The 22,286-nt window shown below is 60.5% G+C and carries 24 protein-coding genes; 13 read left to right on the forward strand and 11 right to left on the reverse strand.

Going from position 1 to position 22,286, the window contains the following annotated elements; genetic code table 11:
- Window positions 1-58: 58 nt before the first annotated feature.
- Window positions 59-1,297 carry a DUF2957 domain-containing protein gene (locus tag ACSQ8V_RS17070; RefSeq protein ID WP_436206407.1) on the forward strand — a complete coding sequence of 413 codons (1,239 nt, stop codon included), beginning with the start codon at window positions 59-61 and terminating at the stop codon, window positions 1,295-1,297.
- A 104-nt stretch (window positions 1,298-1,401) separates the two neighbouring features.
- On the forward strand, window positions 1,402-2,238 hold the full coding sequence (locus ACSQ8V_RS17075; protein ID WP_436182879.1) for an OmpW/AlkL family protein: 837 nt from the start codon (window positions 1,402-1,404) through the stop codon (window positions 2,236-2,238).
- 166 nt (window positions 2,239-2,404) lie between these two features.
- On the opposite strand, the gene ACSQ8V_RS17080 is transcribed toward ACSQ8V_RS17075, so the two are convergent.
- The 3 genes from ACSQ8V_RS17080 to ACSQ8V_RS17090 all read right to left on the reverse strand — a co-directional run bounded on the left by ACSQ8V_RS17080 (window position 2,405) and on the right by ACSQ8V_RS17090 (window position 4,534).
- Window positions 2,405-2,770, reverse strand: coding sequence for a response regulator (locus ACSQ8V_RS17080; protein ID WP_213768746.1), 366 nt, complete (start codon window positions 2,768-2,770; stop codon window positions 2,405-2,407).
- 10 nt (window positions 2,771-2,780) lie between these two features.
- Window positions 2,781-3,209 carry a hypothetical protein gene (locus ACSQ8V_RS17085; protein ID WP_436206677.1) on the reverse strand — a complete coding sequence of 143 codons (429 nt, stop codon included), beginning with the start codon at window positions 3,207-3,209 and terminating at the stop codon, window positions 2,781-2,783.
- A gap of 368 nt (window positions 3,210-3,577) precedes the next feature.
- The gene (locus tag ACSQ8V_RS17090) at window positions 3,578-4,534 is read right to left on the reverse strand and encodes an NAD(P)-dependent oxidoreductase (protein ID WP_436206678.1); all 957 of its coding nucleotides are present in this window, start codon (window positions 4,532-4,534) and stop codon (window positions 3,578-3,580) included.
- A 245-nt stretch (window positions 4,535-4,779) separates the two neighbouring features.
- On the opposite strand from ACSQ8V_RS17090, the gene ACSQ8V_RS17095 reads away from it, so the two are divergent.
- Window positions 4,780-5,559 (forward strand): Mut7-C RNAse domain-containing protein, encoded by a 780-nt coding sequence (locus ACSQ8V_RS17095; RefSeq protein WP_436206408.1) that lies wholly within the window; start codon window positions 4,780-4,782, stop codon window positions 5,557-5,559.
- A 141-nt stretch (window positions 5,560-5,700) separates the two neighbouring features.
- Window positions 5,701-5,970: a hypothetical protein gene (locus ACSQ8V_RS17100; RefSeq protein ID WP_213768887.1), complete on the forward strand. Its 270-nt coding sequence runs from the start codon at window positions 5,701-5,703 to the stop codon at window positions 5,968-5,970.
- Window positions 5,971-6,230: 260 nt separating this feature from the next.
- Here the strand turns inward: ACSQ8V_RS17100 and ACSQ8V_RS17105 are convergent, their stop codons facing one another.
- The 4 genes from ACSQ8V_RS17105 to ACSQ8V_RS17120 form a co-directional block, all read right to left on the reverse strand.
- Window positions 6,231-6,542, reverse strand: a complete 312-nt coding sequence (locus ACSQ8V_RS17105) for a cupin domain-containing protein (RefSeq protein WP_436206409.1) — start codon at window positions 6,540-6,542, stop codon at window positions 6,231-6,233.
- A 66-nt stretch (window positions 6,543-6,608) separates the two neighbouring features.
- Window positions 6,609-6,920: a high-potential iron-sulfur protein gene (locus ACSQ8V_RS17110; protein ID WP_213768865.1), complete on the reverse strand. Its 312-nt coding sequence runs from the start codon at window positions 6,918-6,920 to the stop codon at window positions 6,609-6,611.
- Between the two features lie 149 nt (window positions 6,921-7,069).
- Window positions 7,070-8,170: an NAD(P)/FAD-dependent oxidoreductase gene (locus tag ACSQ8V_RS17115; protein WP_436182883.1), complete on the reverse strand. Its 1,101-nt coding sequence runs from the start codon at window positions 8,168-8,170 to the stop codon at window positions 7,070-7,072.
- Window positions 8,171-8,380: 210 nt separating this feature from the next.
- Window positions 8,381-9,358 carry an AAA family ATPase gene (locus tag ACSQ8V_RS17120; protein WP_089166049.1) on the reverse strand — a complete coding sequence of 326 codons (978 nt, stop codon included), beginning with the start codon at window positions 9,356-9,358 and terminating at the stop codon, window positions 8,381-8,383.
- 378 nt (window positions 9,359-9,736) lie between these two features.
- On the opposite strand from ACSQ8V_RS17120, the gene ACSQ8V_RS17125 reads away from it, so the two are divergent.
- The gene (locus tag ACSQ8V_RS17125) at window positions 9,737-10,240 is read left to right on the forward strand and encodes a hypothetical protein (RefSeq protein ID WP_436206410.1); all 504 of its coding nucleotides are present in this window, start codon (window positions 9,737-9,739) and stop codon (window positions 10,238-10,240) included.
- 79 nt (window positions 10,241-10,319) lie between these two features.
- Window positions 10,320-11,126: an endonuclease/exonuclease/phosphatase family protein gene (locus tag ACSQ8V_RS17130; protein ID WP_089166047.1), complete on the forward strand. Its 807-nt coding sequence runs from the start codon at window positions 10,320-10,322 to the stop codon at window positions 11,124-11,126.
- A 57-nt stretch (window positions 11,127-11,183) separates the two neighbouring features.
- Here ACSQ8V_RS17130 and ACSQ8V_RS17135 read toward each other — a convergent pair whose 3' ends face one another.
- From ACSQ8V_RS17135 to ACSQ8V_RS17145, 3 genes are all read right to left on the reverse strand, one after another.
- Window positions 11,184-11,597 carry a response regulator gene (locus ACSQ8V_RS17135; protein WP_213768869.1) on the reverse strand — a complete coding sequence of 138 codons (414 nt, stop codon included), beginning with the start codon at window positions 11,595-11,597 and terminating at the stop codon, window positions 11,184-11,186.
- 70 nt (window positions 11,598-11,667) lie between these two features.
- Window positions 11,668-12,663, reverse strand: a complete 996-nt coding sequence (locus tag ACSQ8V_RS17140) for an aldose 1-epimerase (protein ID WP_436206679.1) — start codon at window positions 12,661-12,663, stop codon at window positions 11,668-11,670.
- Window positions 12,664-12,728: 65 nt separating this feature from the next.
- Window positions 12,729-13,529 (reverse strand): phytanoyl-CoA dioxygenase family protein, encoded by an 801-nt coding sequence (locus ACSQ8V_RS17145; protein WP_436206411.1) that lies wholly within the window; start codon window positions 13,527-13,529, stop codon window positions 12,729-12,731.
- 304 nt (window positions 13,530-13,833) lie between these two features.
- Between ACSQ8V_RS17145 and ACSQ8V_RS17150 the strand changes: the two genes are divergently transcribed.
- The 6 genes from ACSQ8V_RS17150 to ACSQ8V_RS17175 all read left to right on the forward strand — a co-directional run bounded on the left by ACSQ8V_RS17150 (window position 13,834) and on the right by ACSQ8V_RS17175 (window position 20,428).
- Window positions 13,834-14,892: a LacI family DNA-binding transcriptional regulator gene (locus ACSQ8V_RS17150; RefSeq protein WP_213768889.1), complete on the forward strand. Its 1,059-nt coding sequence runs from the start codon at window positions 13,834-13,836 to the stop codon at window positions 14,890-14,892.
- A gap of 124 nt (window positions 14,893-15,016) precedes the next feature.
- A complete protein-coding gene (locus ACSQ8V_RS17155) occupies window positions 15,017-16,030 on the forward strand; it encodes an ABC transporter substrate-binding protein (RefSeq protein ID WP_213768871.1) in 1,014 nt (337 codons plus the stop codon).
- Between the two features lie 154 nt (window positions 16,031-16,184).
- On the forward strand, window positions 16,185-17,759 hold the full coding sequence (locus ACSQ8V_RS17160) for a sugar ABC transporter ATP-binding protein (protein ID WP_436206412.1): 1,575 nt from the start codon (window positions 16,185-16,187) through the stop codon (window positions 17,757-17,759).
- Window positions 17,756-18,742 (forward strand): ABC transporter permease, encoded by a 987-nt coding sequence (locus ACSQ8V_RS17165; protein WP_436206413.1) that lies wholly within the window; start codon window positions 17,756-17,758, stop codon window positions 18,740-18,742. Before ACSQ8V_RS17160 ends, ACSQ8V_RS17165 begins: the two co-directional genes overlap by 4 nt.
- Window positions 18,743-18,754: 12 nt before the next feature.
- Complete coding sequence (locus tag ACSQ8V_RS17170; RefSeq protein ID WP_436182888.1) at window positions 18,755-19,711, forward strand: ABC transporter permease; 957 nt, start codon at window positions 18,755-18,757, stop codon at window positions 19,709-19,711.
- Window positions 19,712-19,831: 120 nt separating this feature from the next.
- Complete coding sequence (locus tag ACSQ8V_RS17175) at window positions 19,832-20,428, forward strand: alpha-ketoglutarate-dependent dioxygenase AlkB family protein (RefSeq protein ID WP_436182889.1); 597 nt, start codon at window positions 19,832-19,834, stop codon at window positions 20,426-20,428.
- Between the two features lie 2 nt (window positions 20,429-20,430).
- On the opposite strand, the gene ACSQ8V_RS17180 is transcribed toward ACSQ8V_RS17175, so the two are convergent.
- On the reverse strand, window positions 20,431-20,823 hold the full coding sequence (locus tag ACSQ8V_RS17180; protein WP_436206414.1) for a RidA family protein: 393 nt from the start codon (window positions 20,821-20,823) through the stop codon (window positions 20,431-20,433).
- A gap of 195 nt (window positions 20,824-21,018) precedes the next feature.
- Between ACSQ8V_RS17180 and ACSQ8V_RS17185 the strand changes: the two genes are divergently transcribed.
- Window positions 21,019-22,248, forward strand: a complete 1,230-nt coding sequence (locus ACSQ8V_RS17185; RefSeq protein ID WP_436206415.1) for a DUF2252 domain-containing protein — start codon at window positions 21,019-21,021, stop codon at window positions 22,246-22,248.
- Window positions 22,249-22,286: the final 38 nt, after the last annotated feature.

Here is a 22,286-nt window from a genome sequence, read left to right on the forward strand (position 1 = left end):
CGGCAAGCGCCGGTTGCCGACGAAAGACGAACGAACAAATGTGGATGGAGACAGCAGTATGAAATGGAGAACTTTTGCGATGGGTGCGTCGATCGCCAGCGTCACGCCGTTCCTTGGCGGCTGCGGCGGCGGCAGCGATGCGCCTCAGCCGCCGGTCGTCCGGCTGTGCCCGGCGTCGCTTGACTACACGACCACCTTCACCGGTGGGGGCGGCAGCGGCGAACTCGTCCAGCTGCAACTCGACACGACGAAACTCACGTGGCAGGTGACCTACGTGGAATCTCCCATTCCGGCCGTGACCGGCACGGTCTCCCCCACCCGCGCCGGCACGTCCCAGAACGGCACGCTGACGATGGAAACCGGCCTGCCCACGCAAAAGCTCAATCAGTGCGCGTACCAGTTGAACGGCGCGACGCTCGACCCAACGCGTCCCGCGCGCATTTTCGTGGGCGAAGGGGTCGCGGGCGGCACGATTCCGGGCAAGGAACTGCAGTTCGGCGGGGTTCTTGGTCAAGGCGTTGTACCTGACCGGATCTTCCCGTATTACCCGTTCATCGGTTTCTCGACGCTTGAGACCAATCTCGCCAATGTCGCCGGGACATATAGCCAACTGGGCTATCACGAGATTCCCTCGCAAAACTACGCGCGCATTTCTGTCGACTCGAAGATCACCATCAATGCCGACGGCACCTGGCAAGAGTGCGACAACACCGGCGTGAACGCCGGCAAATGCCAGCAAGCCGGATCGAACTTCGCGCCATCGCCGGATGGCAGCGGCGCGTTCGTCATCAACAACTTCCTTGGACAAGGCAACCCGACACTCGCAACCGGTCCGCTGGGCAAGGGCTACATGATCGTGGGCAAGCTGCGCGGCCAGAACGTGCCGATCCTCGTGCGTACCGGCACGGCGAACGCCACGATCACGACGGGCATTCCGCCGTTCGCCGACGACGAATCCGGCATTTCGATGATGTCGCCGCAAATCAGCGTGGCATCGGGATCGGTGAACGGGGAATACGTCGGCGTGGATAACGCCTTCGATTACCGCACGACCGCGCTCAGCGGCACGCAGGCCACCTTGATCGATCCGTTCCAGCCGTCGCAGGTTGCGTTGTCGCGTGCGTTGAACCTGGATTACACGGAAACGATTCCGGGTCTGGTGACATCGACGGTGGTGGGTGCATCGACCGGCACGACGCCAACCGGCAAGTTCATCTTCTCCGGCGGCGTATTCGGTTATCTCGACGAGAGCGACCCGACGACACCGTATTTCACTATCGGCTCATTTGTTCAGTGACCCAGTAACCGTCTGGCAGCCCATCAAGAACGGCTGCATGCGAACAACGCCCGGGTTTTCTCGCGCTGCGTTCGCATGACGGCCTGTAACCGAAGAGAGACGAAATGAAAAAGCTTTTGGCTGCGGGAAAACCGTTGGCGGTAGCGGTCGCTGCATGTGCGTCGCTGTCGGCCCATGCACAGAGTGCCGGCGATAACGTCGTGGGACTCGGCTGGTTTCACGTCATGCCGCAGGATTCGAGCGATGCACTGACCACGCATGTGGCGCCTACGCCGATCAATACGCCGCTGCGGTTGCCGTCCCAATTCACGTCACCGGGAACGAGTTTGTCGACGAAGAGTGCCGATACCCTGGGCCTTGTCTTCACGCACTTTTTCACCGATCACATTGCGACCACGTTTGTAGGCGGCGTGCCGCCCGCGTTTGAACTCGATGGTCACGGCACGATCCAGCCGCCGGGACCGGCGGGCGCGCTTGGCAACCAGAATCTCGATCAGACGAACCCGATCGTGAAAAGCGTGCGGCAGTGGAGCCCGGCGCTGATATTCCAGTATTACTTCAATGCGCCGACCGCGGCGTTCCGGCCGTTTGCGGGCCTTGGCGTGTCGTATAACTTCTTCACGAACATCAAGCTCACCGATGGTTTCATAAACTCGACGCAGAGTAATCTTGGCGCGGTGCTGGCGGCGGGCGCGGGCAAGCCGGGGCCGACGTCGGTGGAGGCGAAGGCTTCGTCGTCGTGGCAGCCGGTGTTCAATCTCGGCGCGACTTATAACTTCGACAAACACTGGGGTTTGATTGCTTCGCTAACCTACATTCCGTTGAGAACGACATCGTCGTTGATCATCAAGGCGGCTGATGGGACCGAACTTGCTACGACGAAATCAAGGCTCAGTGCCAATCCGCTGATTACGTTTTTGGCGGTGTCGTACCGGTTCTGAGGGAATCGTGCGGTAAAAACGCGGATAAAAAAAAGCCCGCCTAAGATGGGCGGGCTGAATCCATATCAGTAGAGACATGGAGGAGACAACCTCACTGTACCAAAACCATTGGTGCAGCGCAACATCCTCCCGTCGATTCACGTCAATTTGTTGCGAGCGTACAACATCAAGGCTGGGTCATCGACAGAATAAAGCCCAACTGGTCGATAGAAACCGGTTTCACCAGATGAATATCGAAGCCCGCTTCCTGCGTCATAGCATGATGCTGCGGCTGGCCCCAGCCGGTCAGCGCAACCAGCAGCATTGCCTGGCCCTCGGGCAATGCCCGCAAGGCACGCGCGGCAGAAAGACCATCCATCGGCGACATGCCCAGATCCAGAATCACCACGTCCGGTGCGAATTGCCGCGCCACGTCGAGCGCCTGAGCGCCGCACGACGCCTGCGCCACTTGATGTCCCAGCCCCGTCAGCAAGTTCGCGAGGCAACTCAGGGCATCGTCGTCATCATCGGCTATGAGAACACGCTTGGTCACGACTGTCCCCTCATTTGCCCGACACCGCGAGCGTCAACTTTCCAGCACCAGCAGTCGTTGCAGTGATCTGCGTGCGCTGCCCCCGCGCCCCAATATAAAAATGCTGCCGGCCCGGCGAGTTTTGATCGTGGGTAGCGTCGGGCAAGCACGCGGCAATGTCCGCCGCCACGCCCTGCAAAGCGTCCGCCGCCGATCCGGCGTTTGCCCCCTTCGTCCACGTACAGCTATAAGTGCCGGCTTTCACCGCGCACTGCGCATCGCGGCCATAAGGCTGCGCGACAGCTTTGCCATCGTCGGGTCGCAGGGAGGCGAAACCATCAGGTGCGGCCGCCACGATGTGCTTGAGTGCATCGCAGGGATTGGGGGTGTCGTCGGCGAGAGCGATCGCGGGCGTACTCAGGCAAACCCATGCAAGGCCCGCCGATGCCGCCACGAACATGAGACCCCGAAGAGTGCTTTTCATAGTGGGCGCTGTCCTGTCTCCGCTTCGTCTTTTTATACGCTGGCCCGGGAGTCGACCCGAAAACCCGCTTCCAGGTCACGTCCAAACCACCTTTCAAGCCGGTTTCGTCGCCGACGAGACCTTTTGAAAAGCCTGCACCAGCGGCGTGTGTCCGTATGTGCGCCACCGAATGCTGTCCAGAATGCTGTCAAACTCGAAACGATCCCGAACCTGAGGCAAACGGCGCGACAAGTATAGGGAACGTTCCTGTCCGTTGCCGCTATTTATCGTCGATACAACGCCGTCGCGTCCGGGCTTTACTCGGGCTTTACTTTTACTGCCGCGCAAGAATCAAACCGTATTGATCACACCTTCTTCCCCGCCCGGCGTGCGGCGACCTTTCCCAGCACGGCCAGGTCCTTGTCGCCGTCGCCCTGGGCGAGGACATCGATCAGGTTGTCGCGCACCAGGCTTGCCACGGGCAGCGCCACGTTCACGGCATCGCCCGCAGCGAGCGCGAGCCGTACGTCCTTCAGGCCAAGCCGCGCCTTGAACAACGCCGGTTCATAGCGGTTGTCGGCGATCATCCGGCCATAACCCTGGTACACCGGGCCCGGAAACAGCGTGTTCGAGATCACGTCGAGGAACGCGTGGGGGTCGATGCCATGCCCCGTCATCAGCGACGCGGCCTCGGCCGTTGTTTCGATCGCCGATGCCAGCATGAAGTTCGCCGCCAGTTTGAACACGTTCGCGTGTTGCGGTGCAGTACCGACGCGCCACGTCTTCTGGCCGATGACATCGAAGACCGGTTGCACACGAGCGATGGCGTCATCGGCGCCCGCCGCCACGATATTCAGTTTGCCCGCCGCCGCCACATCCGGCCGCCCGAGCACGGGTGCCGCGACGTACGCCACGCCGTGCCGCTCGTGCAGGCTCGCCAGTTCCTCGCAGAACGCCACGGAAATGGTGGCCATGTTCACGTGGACCAGTCCTTTGGGCGCGCGCTCGAGCAAGCCGCTGTCGATGAGGACGGCGCGCAACGCGGCGTCGTCGGCGAGCATGGAGAACACCGCGTCGCCCGAAAACGCTTCATCCGCCGATGCAACCACGCGCGCGCCTTGTTCGGCGAGCGCTTTCGCGGCGTCGGGTGAGCGGTTCCAGACGCGTACCGTGTGGCCGGCCTTCAGCGCATTTAGCGCCATCGCGCCGCCCATGTTGCCGAGTCCAATAAATCCAATATCCATGTCGTTCTCCTTTGTCGACCAGAGTTCCCGCTTTAGCGGGTTACTCTGGTCCCATGCAACTTTGTTGCGGTCGACCAGAGTTCCCGCTTTAACGCCTTACTCTGGTCCCATGCAACTTCATTGCGGTCGACCGGAGTTCCCGCTTTAGCGGGTTACTCTGGTCCCATGCAACTTCGTTGCGGTCGACCGGAGTTCCCGCTTTAGCGCCTTACTCCGGTCCCATGCAACTTTCATTGCGGTTAACGAATACGATGCCCCCGCCACGACCCTCGCTCCGACACGACTCAAAGCAGCTCCGTCGAAGCGATGCGATACTCGAATCCATGACGACTGCCACGTTCCGTTTTCATCGGGAGTTGAATGAGTTCCTGGCGCGGCCGCAGCGCGAACAGGCGTTTGCGTACGTGTGTCCGGTGGCGTCGACGACCAAGCATATGATCGAAGCACTCGGCGTGCCGCACACCGAGGTAGCGCTAATTCTACGCAACGGCCTGCCCGCCGGCTTCGATACTCTCATGGAAGATGCCGATTTTATCGATGTCTATCCGCCCGGCATGATGCCTCGCGCGCTTGAAATCGTGCATCCGTTGCGCGCGCCATTGCGGCTGGAGACGCTGCGTTTTATCGCCGATGCCCATCTTGGCGGCCTGGCTCAACTGCTTCGGCTAGCCGGTTTCGATACCCGCTACGACAACCATTTCCCCGACGATGAAATCGAGCAGTTTGCGCTCGCCGAACATCGCGTGGTGCTCACGCGCGATCGTGAATTACTGAAGCGCCGCTCGCTGGTCCACGGCTGCTACGTGCGCACGCTGCAACCCGATGCGCAATGGCGCGAAGTCGCGACACGGCTCGGACTTGCGCAGCATGTCCGCCCCTTCCGCCTATGCCTGATGTGCAACGCGCCGCTGCGCCGCGCGAGCGCGGACGAAGTGAGCGACCGCGTGCCGGAAGGTGTGCTTGAACGGCACGCGCGGTTTGTCACCTGCGATGTCTGCAGGCGGGTATTTTGGGAAGGGTCGCACTGGAAGCGGATGCGCGCGCGGATCGAAGAATTGATGGACACCACGACCGGCATTCCGCCGGTTCCGGCGTCCGGCTAATGGCTCATTAGTCGCTCATTAGCCGCTCACTAGTCGCTCGGTAATCGCGCTCAGAAATGGCTCAAGCCCGGAGGTGCGTACAATACGCGCCTCGGCCCTGTGCCTCTATAGCTTTTGGAGCTTCGCGTGAAAAAATTCGAAATGGAAAAAAACAAGGCGCTCAAGCTCGCCAACGGCCTGAAGCAAAACAGCGCGTCGAGCTTCGGCCCGCAAGCTGGACAGCCGAAGCTGGACAAGCGCGAACAGCGCCGGCTGGATCAGGAAAAAGGCCTCGTGCCGTTCGCCTGCAAGCTGGACAGCGATCTCGTCAGGCAACTGCAGGAACAAGCCGCCAAGCACGAAGGCGGAATGTCGGAAGCGCTGGCGGAGTTGTTGGTGAAAGCGGGTCTGGAACGCAAGGCAACGGTTTAAGCGCATCCGCTGAGTTTGCCCTCGTAGTTCGGCTCAAGACGGCGTTATAACCGTCGATTGTCGTGGAGCCAAAGCGCGGCGCGGGCATATCGTCTGCTGAATAAAAGAAGCCGTTCCGGGGTATTGCGGGACGGCTTTTTTACGCACGTTCTCAGTCGCAGCCGCGCTCGCCAGCCTGGAAACCGGTGCAAGTCACGCATGCGTACACGCGAAGCTCGCACTCTGGCCGAAAAGCCTCTGCACTGACGCGTGAACTTATTTCAAACGCTTCCTTCTTTCTCAATCACCAGGATTCGCGCGATACCCACCGGCTCGGCGACATGTTCATCGCCGGGATGGGCGTGGAAGATATCGCCGGCGTCGAGCAGCCATTCTTCCTCTACGCCCTCTCGCCGCACGCGCATCCGCACCTGGCCTTGCATGACCGCGAAGACTTCCTCGCCGTCGTTCACGTGCCATTTATACGGCGCATCAGTCCAGTGCAGACGGCATGAGACGCCGTTCATCGTGGCGATATCAAGTGCGCCCCACGCGCGCTCGGCAGTAAATTCGCCGCTTTTGACAACTTTCATGGGTCATCCGGCAAGAGATCAATACATCAAGACCGCGCATTTCGATGATCACGGGCTACCGGCCGCTCAGGCTTTCTTGTTATAAGCGTTGCACCAGCCCTTCGATGCAACCTGCTTGCCGGCGAACATCGGGCATCCGGCGAATGCGTCGGTGGCTTTGCCTTGATAGAACGAGCAATTGCCGCAATCCTGGCCGGCGGCGTAGCGCGGGAATTTGGCTTTATCGACGGTTGTAGCGTCGAGCTTGTAGCCGAGGCTTTGCGCCATTGAATCTGATTCGGCGAGTTTGACGGGGTCGGCGAATGCGGTACGCGAAACCGCCAGCGCCGATGCCACGCCAATGCTCGAAATCAGGAACGTGCGTCGTGAGGACTTCATGAGAATGTGCTCCGTGGTATTGGGGGTGTGCGCCGTTCTTGTCGACGACGATCTCCAAAGCATATCAATGCGAAGCACAACAAACTCAGCCAAATCTTATAGATAACCGATGGCGAAAGGTCGCAGCGGGCGTTGCCCTCACTTCGCCTTCACCCCAACATCTTCGCGACCTTCTCCGCAATCGCCAGCGACGCCGTCAACCCGGGCGATTCAATCCCGAACAAGTTCACCAACCCGGCCATGCCGTGTGCCGCCCGTCCCTGAATCAGGAAGTCGGCCGCCGGCTGCCCCGGCCCGGAAAGTTTTGGCCGAATCCCTGCGTAAGCGGGTTGTAGCGCGTCGTCGGGAAGATTCGGCCAATACGCGCGAATGGCGGCGTAAAAGCTGGCCGCGCGCTGCGGATCGACGGTGTAATCGATCTTCTGGATCCATTCCACGTCAGGACCGAACTTGGCCTGCCCACCCATATCGATAGTGAGATGCACGCCGAGTCCGGCTTCATTCGGCATCGGATAAATCAGGCGATCGAACGGCGTCCGGCCGCTCACGGCGAAGTAATTGCCCTTAGCGAAATACAGCGGCGGCACATGGCGCGCGTCGAGCCCGCGGATAGTGCGCGCGATCTGGTTCGCCGACAGCCCTGCGCTATTGATCACGCAATCGGCCTGAAAGCGCATCGGCGCTTCGCCCCCCGTTTCCACGATAAACGCACCGTCGCGGGCATCGATATCCGTCACCGGCGTATGAAACGCCACCGTCGCGCCGTCGCGTTCTGCGTCGCCTTGCAACGCGAGCATGAATTGATGGCTATCGATAATGCCGGTCTGCGGCGAGAAAAACGCTTCCACGCACTGAAGCTGCGGCTCCATCTCCATGGCTTCGGCGCCGCTTACGCGCACCAGGTCCGTGACGCCGTTTTCGACCGCCTTGTTCTGGATGGCCGTCAGTTGCGGCAACTGGTTGCGCGCCGTGGCAACGAGTAATTTGCCGCAGCGGTTGTAGGGGACGCCGTGGGCGTCGCAATACTCGTAGAGCATCGCCCGGCCACGCACGCACAAATCGGCCTTCAGCGAGCCGCGCGGATAATACAGCCCCGCGTGGATCACCTCGCTATTGCGCGAACTCGTGCTCGTGCCGACCGCTTCGCCCGCCTCGAGCACGATCACCTCGCGGCCGCGCGCGGCCATCGCCCGCGCGACAGCGAGTCCGACCACGCCAGCGCCAATCACCACACATTCGATTCTGTCCATCTCACTATTCTAGGCCAGCCAGCACGAGCGCTTCGCGTGGTTTATCGCGCGTTATTGCGCTTTTCGTGCGATTAGCCATACCGACTCCCATAAGGCATCATTTTCCGAAATAATCCGGGCCAAATCAGGAAATATGGCCTTTTTGCCCGAAAAAAGTCAGTTTCAGGCCATATTTCGAGGGGTTTTTGCAGATTTTGCCAAAACGCCCGATCAGAACCCGATCGATTTCTTTCGGCCACCATTGCCTAATTCGATGTCCCGCGCCTGCACTTCATGCCGGTTATCGATACGTGCGTTGCCAAAAGCATTGAGCATCGCGCGCCGCATGGCTCGCGGGGAAGCCTGCGTCAATGCGTCGAGCGGCGCGTCGCCGAGTGTTTCCGGAAAGCGTGCGCCCCACGCATGCGCGCTGCGGATCTCGTGATAAATCGACTGGGCAATACGGCGCGCGCCATCGCGATCCGGCGGCGCGATCTCGTACACGTTCATCCGGTTCAGCAACGGCTCGGGAATCGTGTTTGCCTGATTCGCCGTCGCGATCCAGACCACATTGCCGGCGTTGATCGGTATTTCAGCGAATTCATCGATGAAACTCTGCGCCGTATCGTGTTCCAGCAACGCGTACAGCGCGCCGAGCGGATCATATTGGGCATCGCCGGTGGCTTTGTCGATTTCATCGACCGTCATCACCGGATTGGCGTAACTGCCGTTCACGAGCGCATCGAACACTTTGCCCGGCTTCGCGTTGCGCCATTGCGACGACGCGCCCGACAAGATCCAGCCCGCCGTCAGCGAACTCATGGCGAGGTAATGGCAGGAAGTACCGAGCAAACGCGCAAGCTGTTTCGCGAAATGCGTCTTGCCAATGCCGGGATCGCCGAGCAGCAACATGGGCATCAATTCGAGCCTGTCCTCGGTTTCAAGGCACAGCGCGATCTGCTTGCGGACGTCGTTGAGCGGCTCCTGGAAATTGGGCAAGTCCGCCACCAGATCGTCTATGGACGGCATCCGGTTCGGCTTGACGCAAAAGCGCAGATTGCCCGCTTTCAGCATCTTTTCGTACGTCGCGCGCAACGCCTCGCTGCCGCCTTCGCTCAGGTCGTTCAATGCTGTTTCAACCTCGTCCAGGTCGTAGACCTTGCTGAACGACGCCACGGCGAGTTCTTGTTTGACTACGGCGGTGCTCATGGCTTTCCCCGGTTTTGTTGATCGGCAAATCCAGTTTATCGGCCATAAAGATGCACGCAAGCGAGCAGTCCCGGGCGTCTGCTGCTAAACGGTTAAAAATGCGATGGCTTCGGCAGGCGAGCCCAAGCGCTTGTATGATCGACAAGCTGCGCTGCGGAAAAAACGGGTGCGTGCCGGGTGCGGAAAGTGCGTTGCCTGTTGGATCCTATTGGATGGAACGCACGACATTGCCGCCGTTTTCGCCTACGCGCCGGTAGCTTTTGGAAACATTTCGGGGCCGAACGCCAGCAGCGAATCAGAGTCAGAGTCACCAGGCAAGCTACCCGGATCGAACGGGCCATGGCCCAGACGCAATAAGGGATCAGGAGAAAAGCACACATGTTGAAACACCAGACGGCAGCGTTGCTGTTCTGCGCCGCGCTCACCGCGCCTTTCAGCGCCCTTGCGCAAGGCACGCCGCCGCAGCCGGTCAAATGGGAACTGCAGGTTGTGCAGGATGGTCAGCAGACCGACAGCTTCACCGGCACGACCAGCGTCGGCCAGGCTCACACCGATACCCATCATCACGTGGTAAAAAACAACGTCGGTTGCGCGGACAAACCCGCCGGCGACATCGACCTGCAGCGCACCCTCACTATTTCCCCCATACACGCCAACAGCGACGACATCACGTTGCAGATCGACGCGCAGGAAACCTTGCAGGACAGCACCGCGGCCGTTACGGATCAGGGTTGCAAGCTGCCGCCCCAACCGCGTCAGGTCAGTGCCACGCATCCCGGGCTGGTCTTGAAGCCGGGCGAATGGTCGACGTGGCAGATCATCGATAAAAATCCGTCGCTCACCTACAAGGTTCGTGCGACGCTGGCAACGGCTGCGCAGTAGCGCGCCGCGCGTCGATTACGCTCGGCGCCGCCGCGTCCCACACCGCGCCGTTCAACTTCGCGGTCAACTCATTCATCGCATGCGAAATCCAGAACATTTCACCTCCGGAATTCCCTCCGCTCACGACACCCCCGACTTCGTGGCCGTGAGCTGGAACCTGCACAAGGGCCGCTCACCGCTCGGCCTCCAGGCGTGGAGCGCAATGCAGCGCTGGGTTCAGTCGACCAAAGCCGATGCCTATTTCCTGCAGGAAGCCATGGCGCGCCGGATGCCGCAGCCGGTGCTGGCGGCGAGCTTCGGCAATCCGCTCGATGCCCCGGTCGATGACATCTGGCATTGTCAGGCGACGGAAATAGCAACATCGCTCGATTTGCAGATCGCACTCGGGCAGAACGTGTTCAAGCCATCGTGGCGGCATGGCAACGCGATTCTTTCGCCGCATCCGCTGGATCTGGGTGGACGTTGGGACATCTCGGCGCATCGATTCGAGCGGCGCGGCTTGCTGGTCGCGCGCGCCACGTTTGCCGGTCGCTCGGTCACGCTGCTTTGCGCGCATCTTGCGTTGACGCGGGCGGCGCGGCTGCGGCAAATGAACTGGATCGCGTTGTGGATTTCGAAGGAAGCGCCTGAAGGGCCGCTCGTTCTGGCGGGCGACTTCAACGACTGGCGTAATGATTCGGTGGGGGTCTTTGGTGAACTTGGGATGAGCGAAGTGGCGACCATGCTCGGTGAATCCGGGCGGACCTATCCTGCGTTTTCACCCGCGCTCGCGCTCGACAAGATGTTCGTGCGCGGTATGAAACCGGTTGAATGGATCACACCGACGCAGGACACCGCATGGCTGTCCGATCATCTGCCGTATATGGCGAAGTTAAGGGTGGAGTGAGCGGGGGTTTTACTTCGCGTTTTACTTCCAGCTTTACTTCGAGCTTTACTTCGCGTTTTACTTCGCGCGGTCTGCAAATGACGCGACAATCACGGTTTCTATCGCGGTGAAAGACACGGGTTTGACCAGATGATGGTCGAAGCCGGCATCGCGGGCTGCTTTCTTGTCGCTGTCCGCGCCATAACCCGTCAACGCGATCAGCAACGCGGTCTTAGTCACCGCGCGCGTGCGCAACTCCCGCGCGACCTCAAAACCGTCCATGCCCGGCAAGCCGATATCCAGGACCACGACATCGGGCGCGAAGTCATCGACCATGGCAAGCGCGCTCGGGCCGTCATGCATCACACGAACTTCGTGGCCTAGCGTTTCGAGAAGCATCGACATGGCTTCGGCTGCATCGACGCTGTCATCGACGAGCAAGACCCGGCGCGGTTGGGTGGATTCGCCGGGCGCGCTGTCGATCGTCGTCATGGTACTTTCCTGGATTTTTGAGAATGCTGAAGGTGCTCGCGCGCTCAGTGGATCAAGCTCGCGGATAATTTCAGGATGATACCGGGAAAGTGGATTTGTTCCGTTCGACGTCGGATTGGGCAAGATCGCCCGGCATCCAGCCGAAGCGTGCTTGCACTGTTTCTCCGGGCATCAGGACGCCCCCGCCCACGTCCTCTCGCGGCGCATCGAGATTCAGGAAATCCACCGTGTTCGTTACAGGCTCGACGCACAACAAGTCAGGATGCGCCGAGGGTGCGAACAGGACCATGTGATCGAACGGCGCATCGGCGCAAAGCGTCACGCTGCGGTGTTCATCCGGCCAGTCGATGGTCGCCGACCTCGACCAGCCAGCGAAGTTGTTGTCGAGATCGAAGGCATTCGCGGACAGGCCTTCCGGCGACGCCAACGCATCAACGCACGGATGCGCGCCGAGAAACGTTGGCAGGAGATCCTGCGTGGCGTGCCACATTGCGCGGACGTTCGTGTGGATGCGCGTCGCCGGCGTGCGAGGGTAATAAGGATGATGACCCATGCCGAACGGCATAGGCTGACCGGCGAGATTGCGTATCGACATGGTGACGAACAAGCCTGAATCATCGAGCTCGAAACGCTGCGTCGCTTCGTATCGATACGGCCAGTGATGCGCCGGTTCGCTGCCAGGTTCGTGGTTCAGATGCAATTCCACCATGGTCGACGACACCAAACCTACGCGCCACGGCCGCCGCCACGCGTGCCCATGCAACGCGTGATCGAACGCGTTGCCATCGGCGGATAGATCGATCTCGCGGCCGTCGAAAGTAAAACGCGCGTCGCGTAGCCGGTTGCAGTACGGCAACAGCGGAAAGCTCGCCATGCCGAGTGGGTTGCAAGCAGCGAGCGCGTCGGCCGACGCGGGGCGCAGCCAATGCAGCGCGCCGCGGCTACCGTTGTCGTTGCCATCCGGAAGATCGTAGAACGCCGCGATCGCGCCGCCGACGCGCGGCGCCAGCAACACGCGCCGATCCTCGAAGCGCAGTTCGATCAGCGCAGCATCCTTCAACGCGATGCGAAACGCGTCGTCATCAAGGTTGTTGGCGGCGCTTTGATTCACGCCTTCCTGACGATCGGCGTTCAATATGCAAACCGCTGATAACTTTCATCGAAGGTCCGCGGCGACTTCTCAACTTGCGGGCTATAACGCAGCAACCGTTTCGCGCGGGCAGGCAGCGCGGCGAACACATCGCGCGGCACTTGCACCTGCACTTCCGGCCTGAAATACCACGAACGGCTATAACCGATCACGACCATCGGACGCGGGGTATCGGTGAAATTCGGCGTGCCCCGATGCAACCCGCGCACATCGCGGATCATCACGTCGCCGAGTTGCATGGGAACGCGCTGCGCCGGAAACCGGCCAGTCGCCAAACCGGCAAGCGCATCCTCACGCGATATCCGATGCGTCCCGCGCGTAATCTCCAGCGACCCGTTCTCATCATTCACATCGATAAGCGGAAAATTCACCGCCAACTGGAACGACGGCGTTTCCGGCACGCCATCGAACAAAGGCGGCGTGTCGCGATGCCAGTCCTGAAAGTCGGAACCGCGCACGGGGGTATCGGTGGCGAGCTGGCACATCACGGGATCCGGCCCGGCAATTCGCTCGACGATTCCCAGTACATCGTCATCGCAAAAAATGGCGGGATCGGCAAACTCGCCTTCGAACGGCAACGTGACGTAATAGCGCCCCGGCCCGCGATTACCGCTGCCGCCCTGCTCGCGCGCCGCCTCCGCATGCGGTCCGAAAAGCGGCGCGAAAGCCGCGCGCCACGCTTCGAGCGCCGCGCGCGGGAACTGGTCGGGCAGCAGCACAAAACCATCACGTTCGAAATCCTCCGCAAGCGCATCGCGAGCGCGCTCGTCGTAGCGGGCCATCGTCGTCTCCTTGGTTGCGCCACGCGAGTCGGGCGCGGTCGGCACGCGTGGCTTTCATTGATCCGACAGCCCAGCGTGCGCCCCGAGAATCGCACGATCGCCACGAAATAGTCAATATTATTAGTAATAACACTTAGATTTGTCTTAACCCCGGCAAAGCCAATCCTGGCGATGGTTTTCGAGCGTTGTCGATAGAAAATATTAGTGGTACCGTCGGCGGCATCCGCAGACTGTTTCAGCGCAACGCAACGCCGCCTTTTCGCGGCCACTGACAATGAAAAAATCCACGCAGCGCCGTCCGACGATGACCGACATCGCGAAGCTGACCGGCGTTTCGCAATCCACCGTCTCGCTCGTACTGAACAACGCGACCAGCGCAAAATTCTCCGACGCCACGCGCAACAAAGTGCTGAAGGCCGCGCAGGATCTCGGCTACCGGATGACGTCCCGCGAGCCGCTGGACGCGACGATCACGGCGAACGAAAAGAACCTGATCGTGTATCTCGCCGATGAAATTTCGACGAGTCCGCATCCGGTGGTGAACATCGACGGCGCGCGCGATACAGCGTTCGCAAACGGCCGAATGCTTGCCGTTTACTCGACGCACGGCAACGCGGAAATCGAACAGCAAGTGCTCGACGCCACGCTGACGAACCCCAACGTGCTCGGCGTGATTTACGCGACGGTGTACACGCGCAAGGTGACGTTGCCCGCAGCGCTTTCCAAGGTCCCAACGGTCCTGCTGAACTGCTACACAAGCGATTCCGAGCTGTCGTCGGTGGTGCCGGCGGAAGTCACGGGAGGCCATACCGCGACGGAATATTTGCTGAACTCGGGGCATCGAAGGATTGGGTATGTGAACGGCGAACCCTGGCAAGACGCGTCGCGCGACCGGCTGAAGGGGTATCGGATGGCGCTCTCGACAGCAGACCTGCCGTTCGCCGCCGAGCTGGTGCGTGAAGGCGACTGGAGCTCGGGTTCGGGCTTCGAACAGACCCTGTCATTAATGCGCCAGCCCAACCCGCCAACAGCCATTTTCTGCGCGAACGACTTGATGGCGCTCGGCGCAATCGAAGCGCTGAAGCAGCTCGGATTACGTGTACCGGAAGACGTTTCCGTACTCGGCTATGACGATCAGGAGATCGCCCGGCATACCCATCCGCCGCTGTCCACCGTCGTCCTGCCCAACTATGAACTGGGCCGATGGGCCGTCGAAACGCTGCTCCAGGAGGAGCACAACCGCGCCGCCGGTGCACCCGTGCGCCGACGCACGGTGAAGCTCGATGGGCCACTGGTAGAACGCGCGTCGGTAAGGGTAATTACCGTGGCGAAACAGCCCGCAATTAATAATATTAGCGATTGACCAATAATAAAATACGGTGGAATAATCATCGCACCTCGACTTATTGAGATGGAGCACCGAGAACGAAAAACACGGCAGGACCGAAGCACTTAAAAAAGCAGGACCATCCATACCGGAGGAAGACATGCTGTCGCTTGAAAATTTCAACAAACGCAAATTCCCGTTGCGCGTGCTGGCCACGTCGGCGCTCGCGCTGTCGATGATCGCGGGCTTCAGCATCGCCCACGCCGATGACTCTCCCCTGCCCAAGCTCGCGACCAAGAAACCCTTGCGCGTCGGCTTCGCCCAGACCGAAAGCAACAACCCGTGGCGTCTCGCCGAAACCAAGAGCTTCAAGGACGTCGCGGCGAAGTGCGGCTGGCAGATGGTGATGACCGACGCGAACAGCTCGGCATCGAAACAAGTCGCCGATATCCAGAGCATGATCGCGCAGCACGTCGATTTGATCGTGTTCCCGCCGCGTGAAGAAAAACCGCTTGCGCCGATCGTGCTGCAGGCGAAGAAAGCCGGCATTCCGGTGATCCTGGTCGACCGTGACGTGGATCAGTCGGTGGCGAAAGCGGGTCGTGACTACATTACGTTCATCGGCTCGGACTTCATCAACCAGGGGCAGCGTGCGGCCGACTGGCTGGTTAAATCGACTGGCGGCAAGGCGAAGATCATCGAACTGGAAGGATCGACGGGCGCGTCCGCTGCGAACGATCGCAAGAAGGGTTTTGACGACGTGATCGCGAAGAATCCGGGCATGCAGATCATCGCGTCGCAGAGCGGTGACTTTGCGCGCGACACGGGTCGTAAGGTCATGGAAACGCTGCTTCAGGCGCATCCCGACGTGACCGCCGTCTACGCTCACAACGACGAAATGGCGCTCGGCGCAATTGCCGCTATCAAGGCGGCCGGCAAGCAGCCGGGCAAGGACATCACCATTGTGACCATCGACGGGACGAAGGGCGGTTTGGACGCCATCGCTGCCGGCGAACTCGGTGCAAGCGTGCAGTCGAGCCCGTTCTTCGGCCCGCTCGCGTGCGATGTGGCGCAGAAATTCGCGAAGGGCGAAACGGTCCCGCCGTGGGTGAAAGTCTCCGACCGCTTCTACGATAAAAGCAACGTTAAAGAGAGCATGCAGTACGGCTATTGAACGAACACGTTCAGTGAACGTATGACGCTTGGGTAAGAGCAACGAAGGTGTTCGAAGCGGCGCGCCCCGTCTTTCGCGGGCCGTCGCTTCTTTTGTATCCGGCGGATGGAAACGCAGTCACTGCGTGAAACCAGCCGCCAGGGAGACGCACAAGATGAACACGCCGAATTCCGGATCACCCCTGCTCGAGATGCAGGACATCGACATCAGCTTTGGCGGTGTAGCCGCGTTGCGGCACGCGCGGCTGTCGGTGACAGCGGGAGAAGTGCATGCGCTGATCGGGCAGAACGGCGCGGGTAAATCGACGCTGATCAAGATCCTGACGGGCGCATACCGGCGCACGTCAGGCACGATTCGTTTCGATGGCCGCGAAGCCGATTTCCGCAGCCCGAAAGAAGCACGCGAAGCGGGTATCAGCACGATCTACCAGGAGATCAATCTCGTCCCGTTTCGCTCGATTGCCGAGAACATTTTTCTCGGCCGCGAGCCGCGTCGATTCGGGTTGATCGACTGGAAGACGATTCACCGGCGCGCGCAGGAATTGCTCGATTCGTTCGGATTACAGATCGATGTCAGCAAACCCGTGCGTGAGTTTTCAACGGCTATCCAGCAGATGGTGGCGCTGGCGCGGGCGGTATCGTCGGAAGCGAAGATGGTCATCATGGACGAGTCCACGTCCTCGCTCGATGAACGCGAAGTCGAATTGCTCTTCAGCGTAGTGAGGCGTTTAAGGGACGACGGTCGCGCGGTGATTTTCGTCTCGCATCGGCTGGATGAGTTGTATGCGCTGTGCGACCGCGTCACGGTCATGCGCGACGGACAAACCGTTGCGGAAAGCCCGATGGCCGCACTCGACAAGCTGCAACTCGTCACCACCATGCTTGGGCGTACGCTCGCCGCGGTCGTGCACGAGGACAGCGCGGTCAAGGAAGCGAACCTTGCCAAACGCGGTTCGACGGCGATCAGCGCAACGAACCTCGGCGCGGGAGCGAAGGTGTCGGATGTATCGCTCGATGTCCACTCAGGCGAGGCCGTTGGTCTCGCCGGGCTGCTTGGCTCGGGCCGCACGGAAACCATGCGGCTGATGTTCGGCGCGGATTCGACCGAACGCGGGTCGCTTTCCATCGATGGCAAGCCGGTCACGCTCAAGTCGCCGCAGGACGCAATAGCGCGCGGGATTGCGTATCTCACCGAGGACCGCAAGGGCGAAGGCATCGTGCCGGAGCTGTCGGTGCGCGACAACCTCACGCTCGTGTGCCTGCGCACGCTGACCAAACGCGGTGTGGTCGACGTCGCGAAGCAGCGTGAGATAGTGGACCGGTTTATCGAATCGCTGGGGATCAAACTGCGTTCGGCAGATCAACCGATCCGCGAATTATCTGGTGGCAATCAGCAGAAAGTTTTGCTCGCACGCTGGCTCGCGACGAATCCAACCTTGTTGCTGCTCGATGAACCCACAAGAGGGATCGATGTCGGTGCCAAGGCCGATGTCGCCAAGATCATCCGTGAACTGCGCGACTCCGGGCTGGCGGTGTTGCTGTCGGCGTCGGAGCTGGAAGAGCTCACTGCGGTAGCCGATCGCGCGGTCGTGATCCGCGATGGCAAGACCGTCGCCGAACTCGACGGCGCGGGCATGAGCGAGGCGTCGATCATGGATGCAATCGCGTACGGCTCAGGTGAAGAATCCGCGCTCGCGGAAGCGGTCGATGCAAAAGAAGGTCAGCCATGAATCAGAAAACGCAACCGGCGACAGCCGCGCCGATCGTACCGGCCGCGCAGAAGAAAAAGCATCGGATAACGATTCAGCGCGAGATCGCCGTGCTGCTGGCGATGATCGTTTTCAACCTGCTCTTCACGCAGCACTTCTGGTCGCTGCAAACCTTCAACGTCAACTTGACGCAAGTGGTGACCATCGTGATCGTCGGCATTGGGATGACGCTGGTCGTGGCGACGGGTGGTATCGATTTATCGGTGGGCGCTTCAATGGCGATTGCCGGTTCGCTCGCGCCGATGATCTTCATGAACGTGGCCGGGCCGTTCGGCATTGCATTAGCCTTTGTGTTGCCCGTAATGGCCGCCGCCCTGTGCGGTGTGTTCAACGGCTTCCTCGTCACGAGGCTCTCCGTGCAGCCGATTGTCGCGACGCTGGTGCTGTTCATCGCAGGAAGGGGCATTGCACAAGTGTTCACCGACGGCAGCCTGCAAGCGTTCGACAACCCCGCGTTCCAGTGGATCGCGCTGGGCCGCGTGGCGGGCGTGCCGGCGCAAGTATTCCTGATGCTCGCGCTCGTAGCCGTGTTCGCGTGGATCGTGCGCAAGACCTTGTTCGGCCAGTACCTGCTCGTGACGGGCGGCAACGAGCGCGCAGCGTACCTGAGCGGGATTCCAACGGCGCGCGTGAAGATGATCGCCTACACCTTGTGCGCGGCGTTGGCAGGGCTGGCGGGGTTGATATCGATCTCCGTGAATTCCTCGTCGGACGCTAACGTGATCGGCCTGGGCTCCGAGCTCGATGCCATTGCCGCAGTGGCCGTAGGCGGCACAGCGTTGACGGGTGGCAGGGCGTACATAGTGGGGACGCTGATTGGCGCGCTGATCATCCAGTTGCTGCGATACACGCTGCTTGCGCACGGCATTCCCGATGCCGCCGCGTTGGTGGTGAAAGCCGGCATCATCATCGCCGCAGTGTATGTCCAGCGGCGTCAGCGATAGGGATACATCGACATGAAAAAGAACCTTCCCATTCTGTTGGCGTTAGCGGCATTACTCGTGCTCGGCGTGCTTCGATACGACCACTTTGCATCGGCCTACAACATCAATTCTTTCTGGCGATACAACTCGATGTTCGCGTTGATATCGGTGGGCATGGCGTTTGTGATCATCACGGGCGGCATCGACCTGTCGGTCGGAACGGTGGCGGCGCTGGCGAGCGTGGTGGCTGCGTTGGCGAGCCCGTATGGCGGTCTGGTCGCGGTGCTCGCGGGCGCGGCAGCGGGACTCGCGATAGGCGTGTTGAATGGCCTCGTCATCACGCATATGCGGATCTTGCCGTTTATCGTTACCTTGGCGACGAGCCTTGGAGCGCATGGGTTGGCGTTGCTGCTGGGGCATAACGATGCCGTATCGATTGCGGCCACCTCCAGTTTCGCCAACTTTGGACAAGGGGATTTATGGGGTCTGCCGATTCCGGGAATCGTGGCGGCATTGGCGGCTGTTTTGGGCTGGCTGGCATTGCGAAGCACACGCTTCGGCCGACACGCGCTGGCAATAGGCGGTAGCGAAGAAGCATCGCGTTTGATGGGCTTGAACGTGGACCGCACACTGGTCGCGGTCTATGCGCTGAGCGGCTTGCTGGCCGGAATAGCGGGAGCGATACTGGCTGCCCAATTCGGCGCAGGGCAGCCGAATGAAGGCGTGGGCTGGGAGTTGTTCGCGATATCGGCGGTGGTGCTGGGCGGGACGTTGCTAACCGGCGGACAAGGATCGATCGCAATGACGATAGCCGGCGTCGCGCTGCTGGGTTTGGTGTTCAACCTGCTGAACTTCGAGAATGGACTGGGCTTTATCAGCCTGTCGGCGTATTGGCAATCGGTGATACGTGGCGTGTTCTTGTTGCTGGTGATCGTGCTGCAAGCGCGTGTGCTGAAGAAACGGGTGACGGTGACGAAGCTCGCTCGTTGAATTGATGAGCCGCCGCGCAACGTGGCGGCTTTGGAAACATGTGAGCAAGTTTCAGGAAAGAGAATCTGCTAAGTTACTGACATCAACTTAGCAGATAGCCTGAAGGCGAAAATCACCGCCATGTTCGACCTCTTCGACGACATTCCCAAGCCTGACATCGTATGGCTGCCTGACTGGCTGGACGCGCCGACGGCGTCGGACACGTTAGCCGCTTTGCTCGATGAAATCACCTGGCAGCAGGACTCAATGAACACGCCTGCCGGCAAGATCCCCTTCCCGCGCTTGACCGCGTGGCAGGGCGATCCTGGCGCGGTGTACGTGTACTCAGGCATTCGCAACATTCCGAAGCCGTGGACGCCGGCCGTATTAACGCTCAAAACACAGGCCGAAGCCGAAGCGAAAACGACGTTCAACAGCGTGTTGATCAACCGCTACCGCACGGGCATGGACAGCATGGGCTGGCATGCCGACAAGGAGCGTGAACTCGGGCCAGAACCGGTGATCGCCTCGGTAAGTCTGGGCACGACGCGGACCTTCGACTTCCGGCATACGAAGACCCGGCAAACGCATACGCTTCAACTCACGCACGGCAGCTTGCTCATCATGCAGGGACGCACTCAACTCGACTGGGCGCATAGGGTGCCGAAAGAACCGGAAGCCCGCGGAGAACGGATCAACCTCACCTTCCGGCACGTGGACTCATCGGCTAGTAAATAAACTCATCGTTTGGCGACGAAATCAATCTCCACCAGCGCATCGCGAGCCAATCCTGTCACGCCGATACACGTCCTCGCCGGCAACGGCTTAGGCAGAAAGTAGCCTTTATAAACCTCGTTCATCGCGGCGTAATCGCGTTTGAATTCGGTCAGGAAAATCCGCACGCTGACCACGTTATCCAGCGATAACCCGATCCCTTCCAGCACAAGAATCAGGTTATCCATCACCCGGCGCGTCTGCGCTTCCACGCCTTCGGGCAAGGGCCTGGAGTCATCGGCGGGATCGGTCGGCATTTGACCGGTGAGGAACACCCAGCCATCCGCTTCGGCCGCGTGAGAAAAAGGACCGACCGGCGTGGGGGCGGTATCGACCATGGAAAAGGTGGGTAGCGTCATCGTGTCTCCTTGGAAAGCGCAGGCCGATACCGTAACGGATCAAAAATCCAGCCGCCGGGCCAAACGATCACAACGCTCGACGGCTTTGCTGCACGATCAAAACCAGCGACAAGCATCCGCCCGCAAACACCCTTCATTTGCATTACACGGCAACGGCATGCGCCTTGCTCTAGTCGAGCACTACAGGACGATCCCATGCCCAAGAAAAAGTTCAAGCTTCCCAGTCCCAACGATCGTCAGGCGCTCCTCTATGAGCGCCGCAACATGAAGATGGCCGAATCGGCGCATGCCTACGTGTGCGGCAGCACGACCAAGTTCTATGAATGGCTCGACGGCATTGAAGGACATTCGCTGCCCGAAGGCCCCGCCATCTGGATTTGCGGTGATTGCCACACAGGCAATCTTGGGCCCGTTGCCAACGCCGACGGCCGCGTGGAGATCCAGATCCGCGATCTCGACCAGACCGTGATCGGCAATCCGGCGCACGACATCATCCGGCTTGGGCTATCGCTGGCAACGGCCGCGCGCGGCTCCGACCTGCCCGGCGTCACGACAGCACGCATGATGGAAGCGCTCGCGCAAGGCTACGAACATGCCTTCGATCGTTCCAGCCATCGCTCTGCCAAGGACACGAAACCCGAAGAGGTAAGGGTGATGATGAAGGAAGCGGTGCGACGCACGTGGCAGCAACTGGCGATCGAGCGCATTGAAGACATTGAACCGAGCATTCCCCTCGGCAAGCGTTTCTGGCCGCTCGACAAGAGTGAACGTGCCGAAATAAAGGCGCTGTTCCAGCAGCGCGAGATTGCCGATATAGCAACCACTCTGCGCAAGAACGCCGACGAAGAAAAGGTCACCGTGATCGATGCCGCGTATTGGGTGAAGGGCTGCAGCTCGCTCGGCCGGTTGCGATATGCGGTGTTGCTGGACATCGACGGCGGTGCGATAGACGGCGACGATCTTTGCCTTATCGATATCAAGGAAGGTGCAAAGGCCGCAGCACCGCGTTATACGGATCAGGCGTCGCGCAAGCGCATGCCGCGCGATAACGCCGAACGGATCGTCGAAGGGGCGCGGCACCTGACGCCGTGGCTTGGAGAGCGGATGCGCCCGGCGCGTTTGAACGACCGGTCGGTGGTGATTCGCGAGTTGTTGCCGCAGGACATGAAGCTGACGGTCGAACAATTGACGCAGGATGAAGCGATGAAGGCAGCGCGCTTCCTGGCGATGGTCGTTGGTAAAGCGCACGCCCGGCAGATGGATACGGCACAGCGGCGCGCGTGGTTATCCGAGTTGCACCGCGCGAAGTCGAAGTCGCTGGATGCACCTTCGTGGCTATGGAAAAGTATCGTGGAACTGGTGAGCAGCCACGAAGGCGGTTATCTCGAACATTGTCGCCGATACGCGCTGGCATCGGCTTCGTAACGCGCACACTTTCACGTGCCAATGAAAAGGGCCGCTCA

Origin of the sequence: Caballeronia sp. LjRoot31, from assembly GCF_964253885.1 — a bacterium.
Taxonomy (GTDB): Bacteria; Pseudomonadota; Gammaproteobacteria; order Burkholderiales; family Burkholderiaceae; genus Caballeronia.

Bases quoted from the DNA above. Each gene is read 5' to 3' on its own strand.
- ACSQ8V_RS17070 (WP_436206407.1), top strand. From the start codon at position 59: ATGAAATGGAGAACTTTTGCGATGGGTGCGTCGATCGCCAGCGTCACG.
- ACSQ8V_RS17075 (WP_436182879.1), top strand. From the start codon at position 1,402: ATGAAAAAGCTTTTGGCTGCGGGAAAACCGTTGGCGGTAGCGGTCGCT.
- ACSQ8V_RS17085 (WP_436206677.1), bottom strand. From the start codon at position 3,209: ATGTTCGTGGCGGCATCGGCGGGCCTTGCATGGGTTTGCCTGAGTACG.
- ACSQ8V_RS17095 (WP_436206408.1), top strand. From the start codon at position 4,780: ATGACGACTGCCACGTTCCGTTTTCATCGGGAGTTGAATGAGTTCCTG.
- ACSQ8V_RS17100 (WP_213768887.1), top strand. From the start codon at position 5,701: ATGGAAAAAAACAAGGCGCTCAAGCTCGCCAACGGCCTGAAGCAAAAC.
- ACSQ8V_RS17105 (WP_436206409.1), bottom strand. From the start codon at position 6,542: ATGAAAGTTGTCAAAAGCGGCGAATTTACTGCCGAGCGCGCGTGGGGC.
- ACSQ8V_RS17110 (WP_213768865.1), bottom strand. From the start codon at position 6,920: ATGAAGTCCTCACGACGCACGTTCCTGATTTCGAGCATTGGCGTGGCA.
- ACSQ8V_RS17115 (WP_436182883.1), bottom strand. From the start codon at position 8,170: ATGGACAGAATCGAATGTGTGGTGATTGGCGCTGGCGTGGTCGGACTC.
- ACSQ8V_RS17120 (WP_089166049.1), bottom strand. From the start codon at position 9,358: ATGAGCACCGCCGTAGTCAAACAAGAACTCGCCGTGGCGTCGTTCAGC.
- ACSQ8V_RS17125 (WP_436206410.1), top strand. From the start codon at position 9,737: ATGTTGAAACACCAGACGGCAGCGTTGCTGTTCTGCGCCGCGCTCACC.
- ACSQ8V_RS17130 (WP_089166047.1), top strand. From the start codon at position 10,320: ATGCGAAATCCAGAACATTTCACCTCCGGAATTCCCTCCGCTCACGAC.
- ACSQ8V_RS17135 (WP_213768869.1), bottom strand. From the start codon at position 11,597: ATGACGACGATCGACAGCGCGCCCGGCGAATCCACCCAACCGCGCCGG.
- ACSQ8V_RS17145 (WP_436206411.1), bottom strand. From the start codon at position 13,529: ATGGCCCGCTACGACGAGCGCGCTCGCGATGCGCTTGCGGAGGATTTC.
- ACSQ8V_RS17150 (WP_213768889.1), top strand. From the start codon at position 13,834: ATGACCGACATCGCGAAGCTGACCGGCGTTTCGCAATCCACCGTCTCG.
- ACSQ8V_RS17155 (WP_213768871.1), top strand. From the start codon at position 15,017: ATGCTGTCGCTTGAAAATTTCAACAAACGCAAATTCCCGTTGCGCGTG.
- ACSQ8V_RS17160 (WP_436206412.1), top strand. From the start codon at position 16,185: ATGAACACGCCGAATTCCGGATCACCCCTGCTCGAGATGCAGGACATC.
- ACSQ8V_RS17165 (WP_436206413.1), top strand. From the start codon at position 17,756: ATGAATCAGAAAACGCAACCGGCGACAGCCGCGCCGATCGTACCGGCC.
- ACSQ8V_RS17170 (WP_436182888.1), top strand. From the start codon at position 18,755: ATGAAAAAGAACCTTCCCATTCTGTTGGCGTTAGCGGCATTACTCGTG.
- ACSQ8V_RS17175 (WP_436182889.1), top strand. From the start codon at position 19,832: ATGTTCGACCTCTTCGACGACATTCCCAAGCCTGACATCGTATGGCTG.
- ACSQ8V_RS17180 (WP_436206414.1), bottom strand. From the start codon at position 20,823: ATGACGCTACCCACCTTTTCCATGGTCGATACCGCCCCCACGCCGGTC.
- ACSQ8V_RS17185 (WP_436206415.1), top strand. From the start codon at position 21,019: ATGCCCAAGAAAAAGTTCAAGCTTCCCAGTCCCAACGATCGTCAGGCG.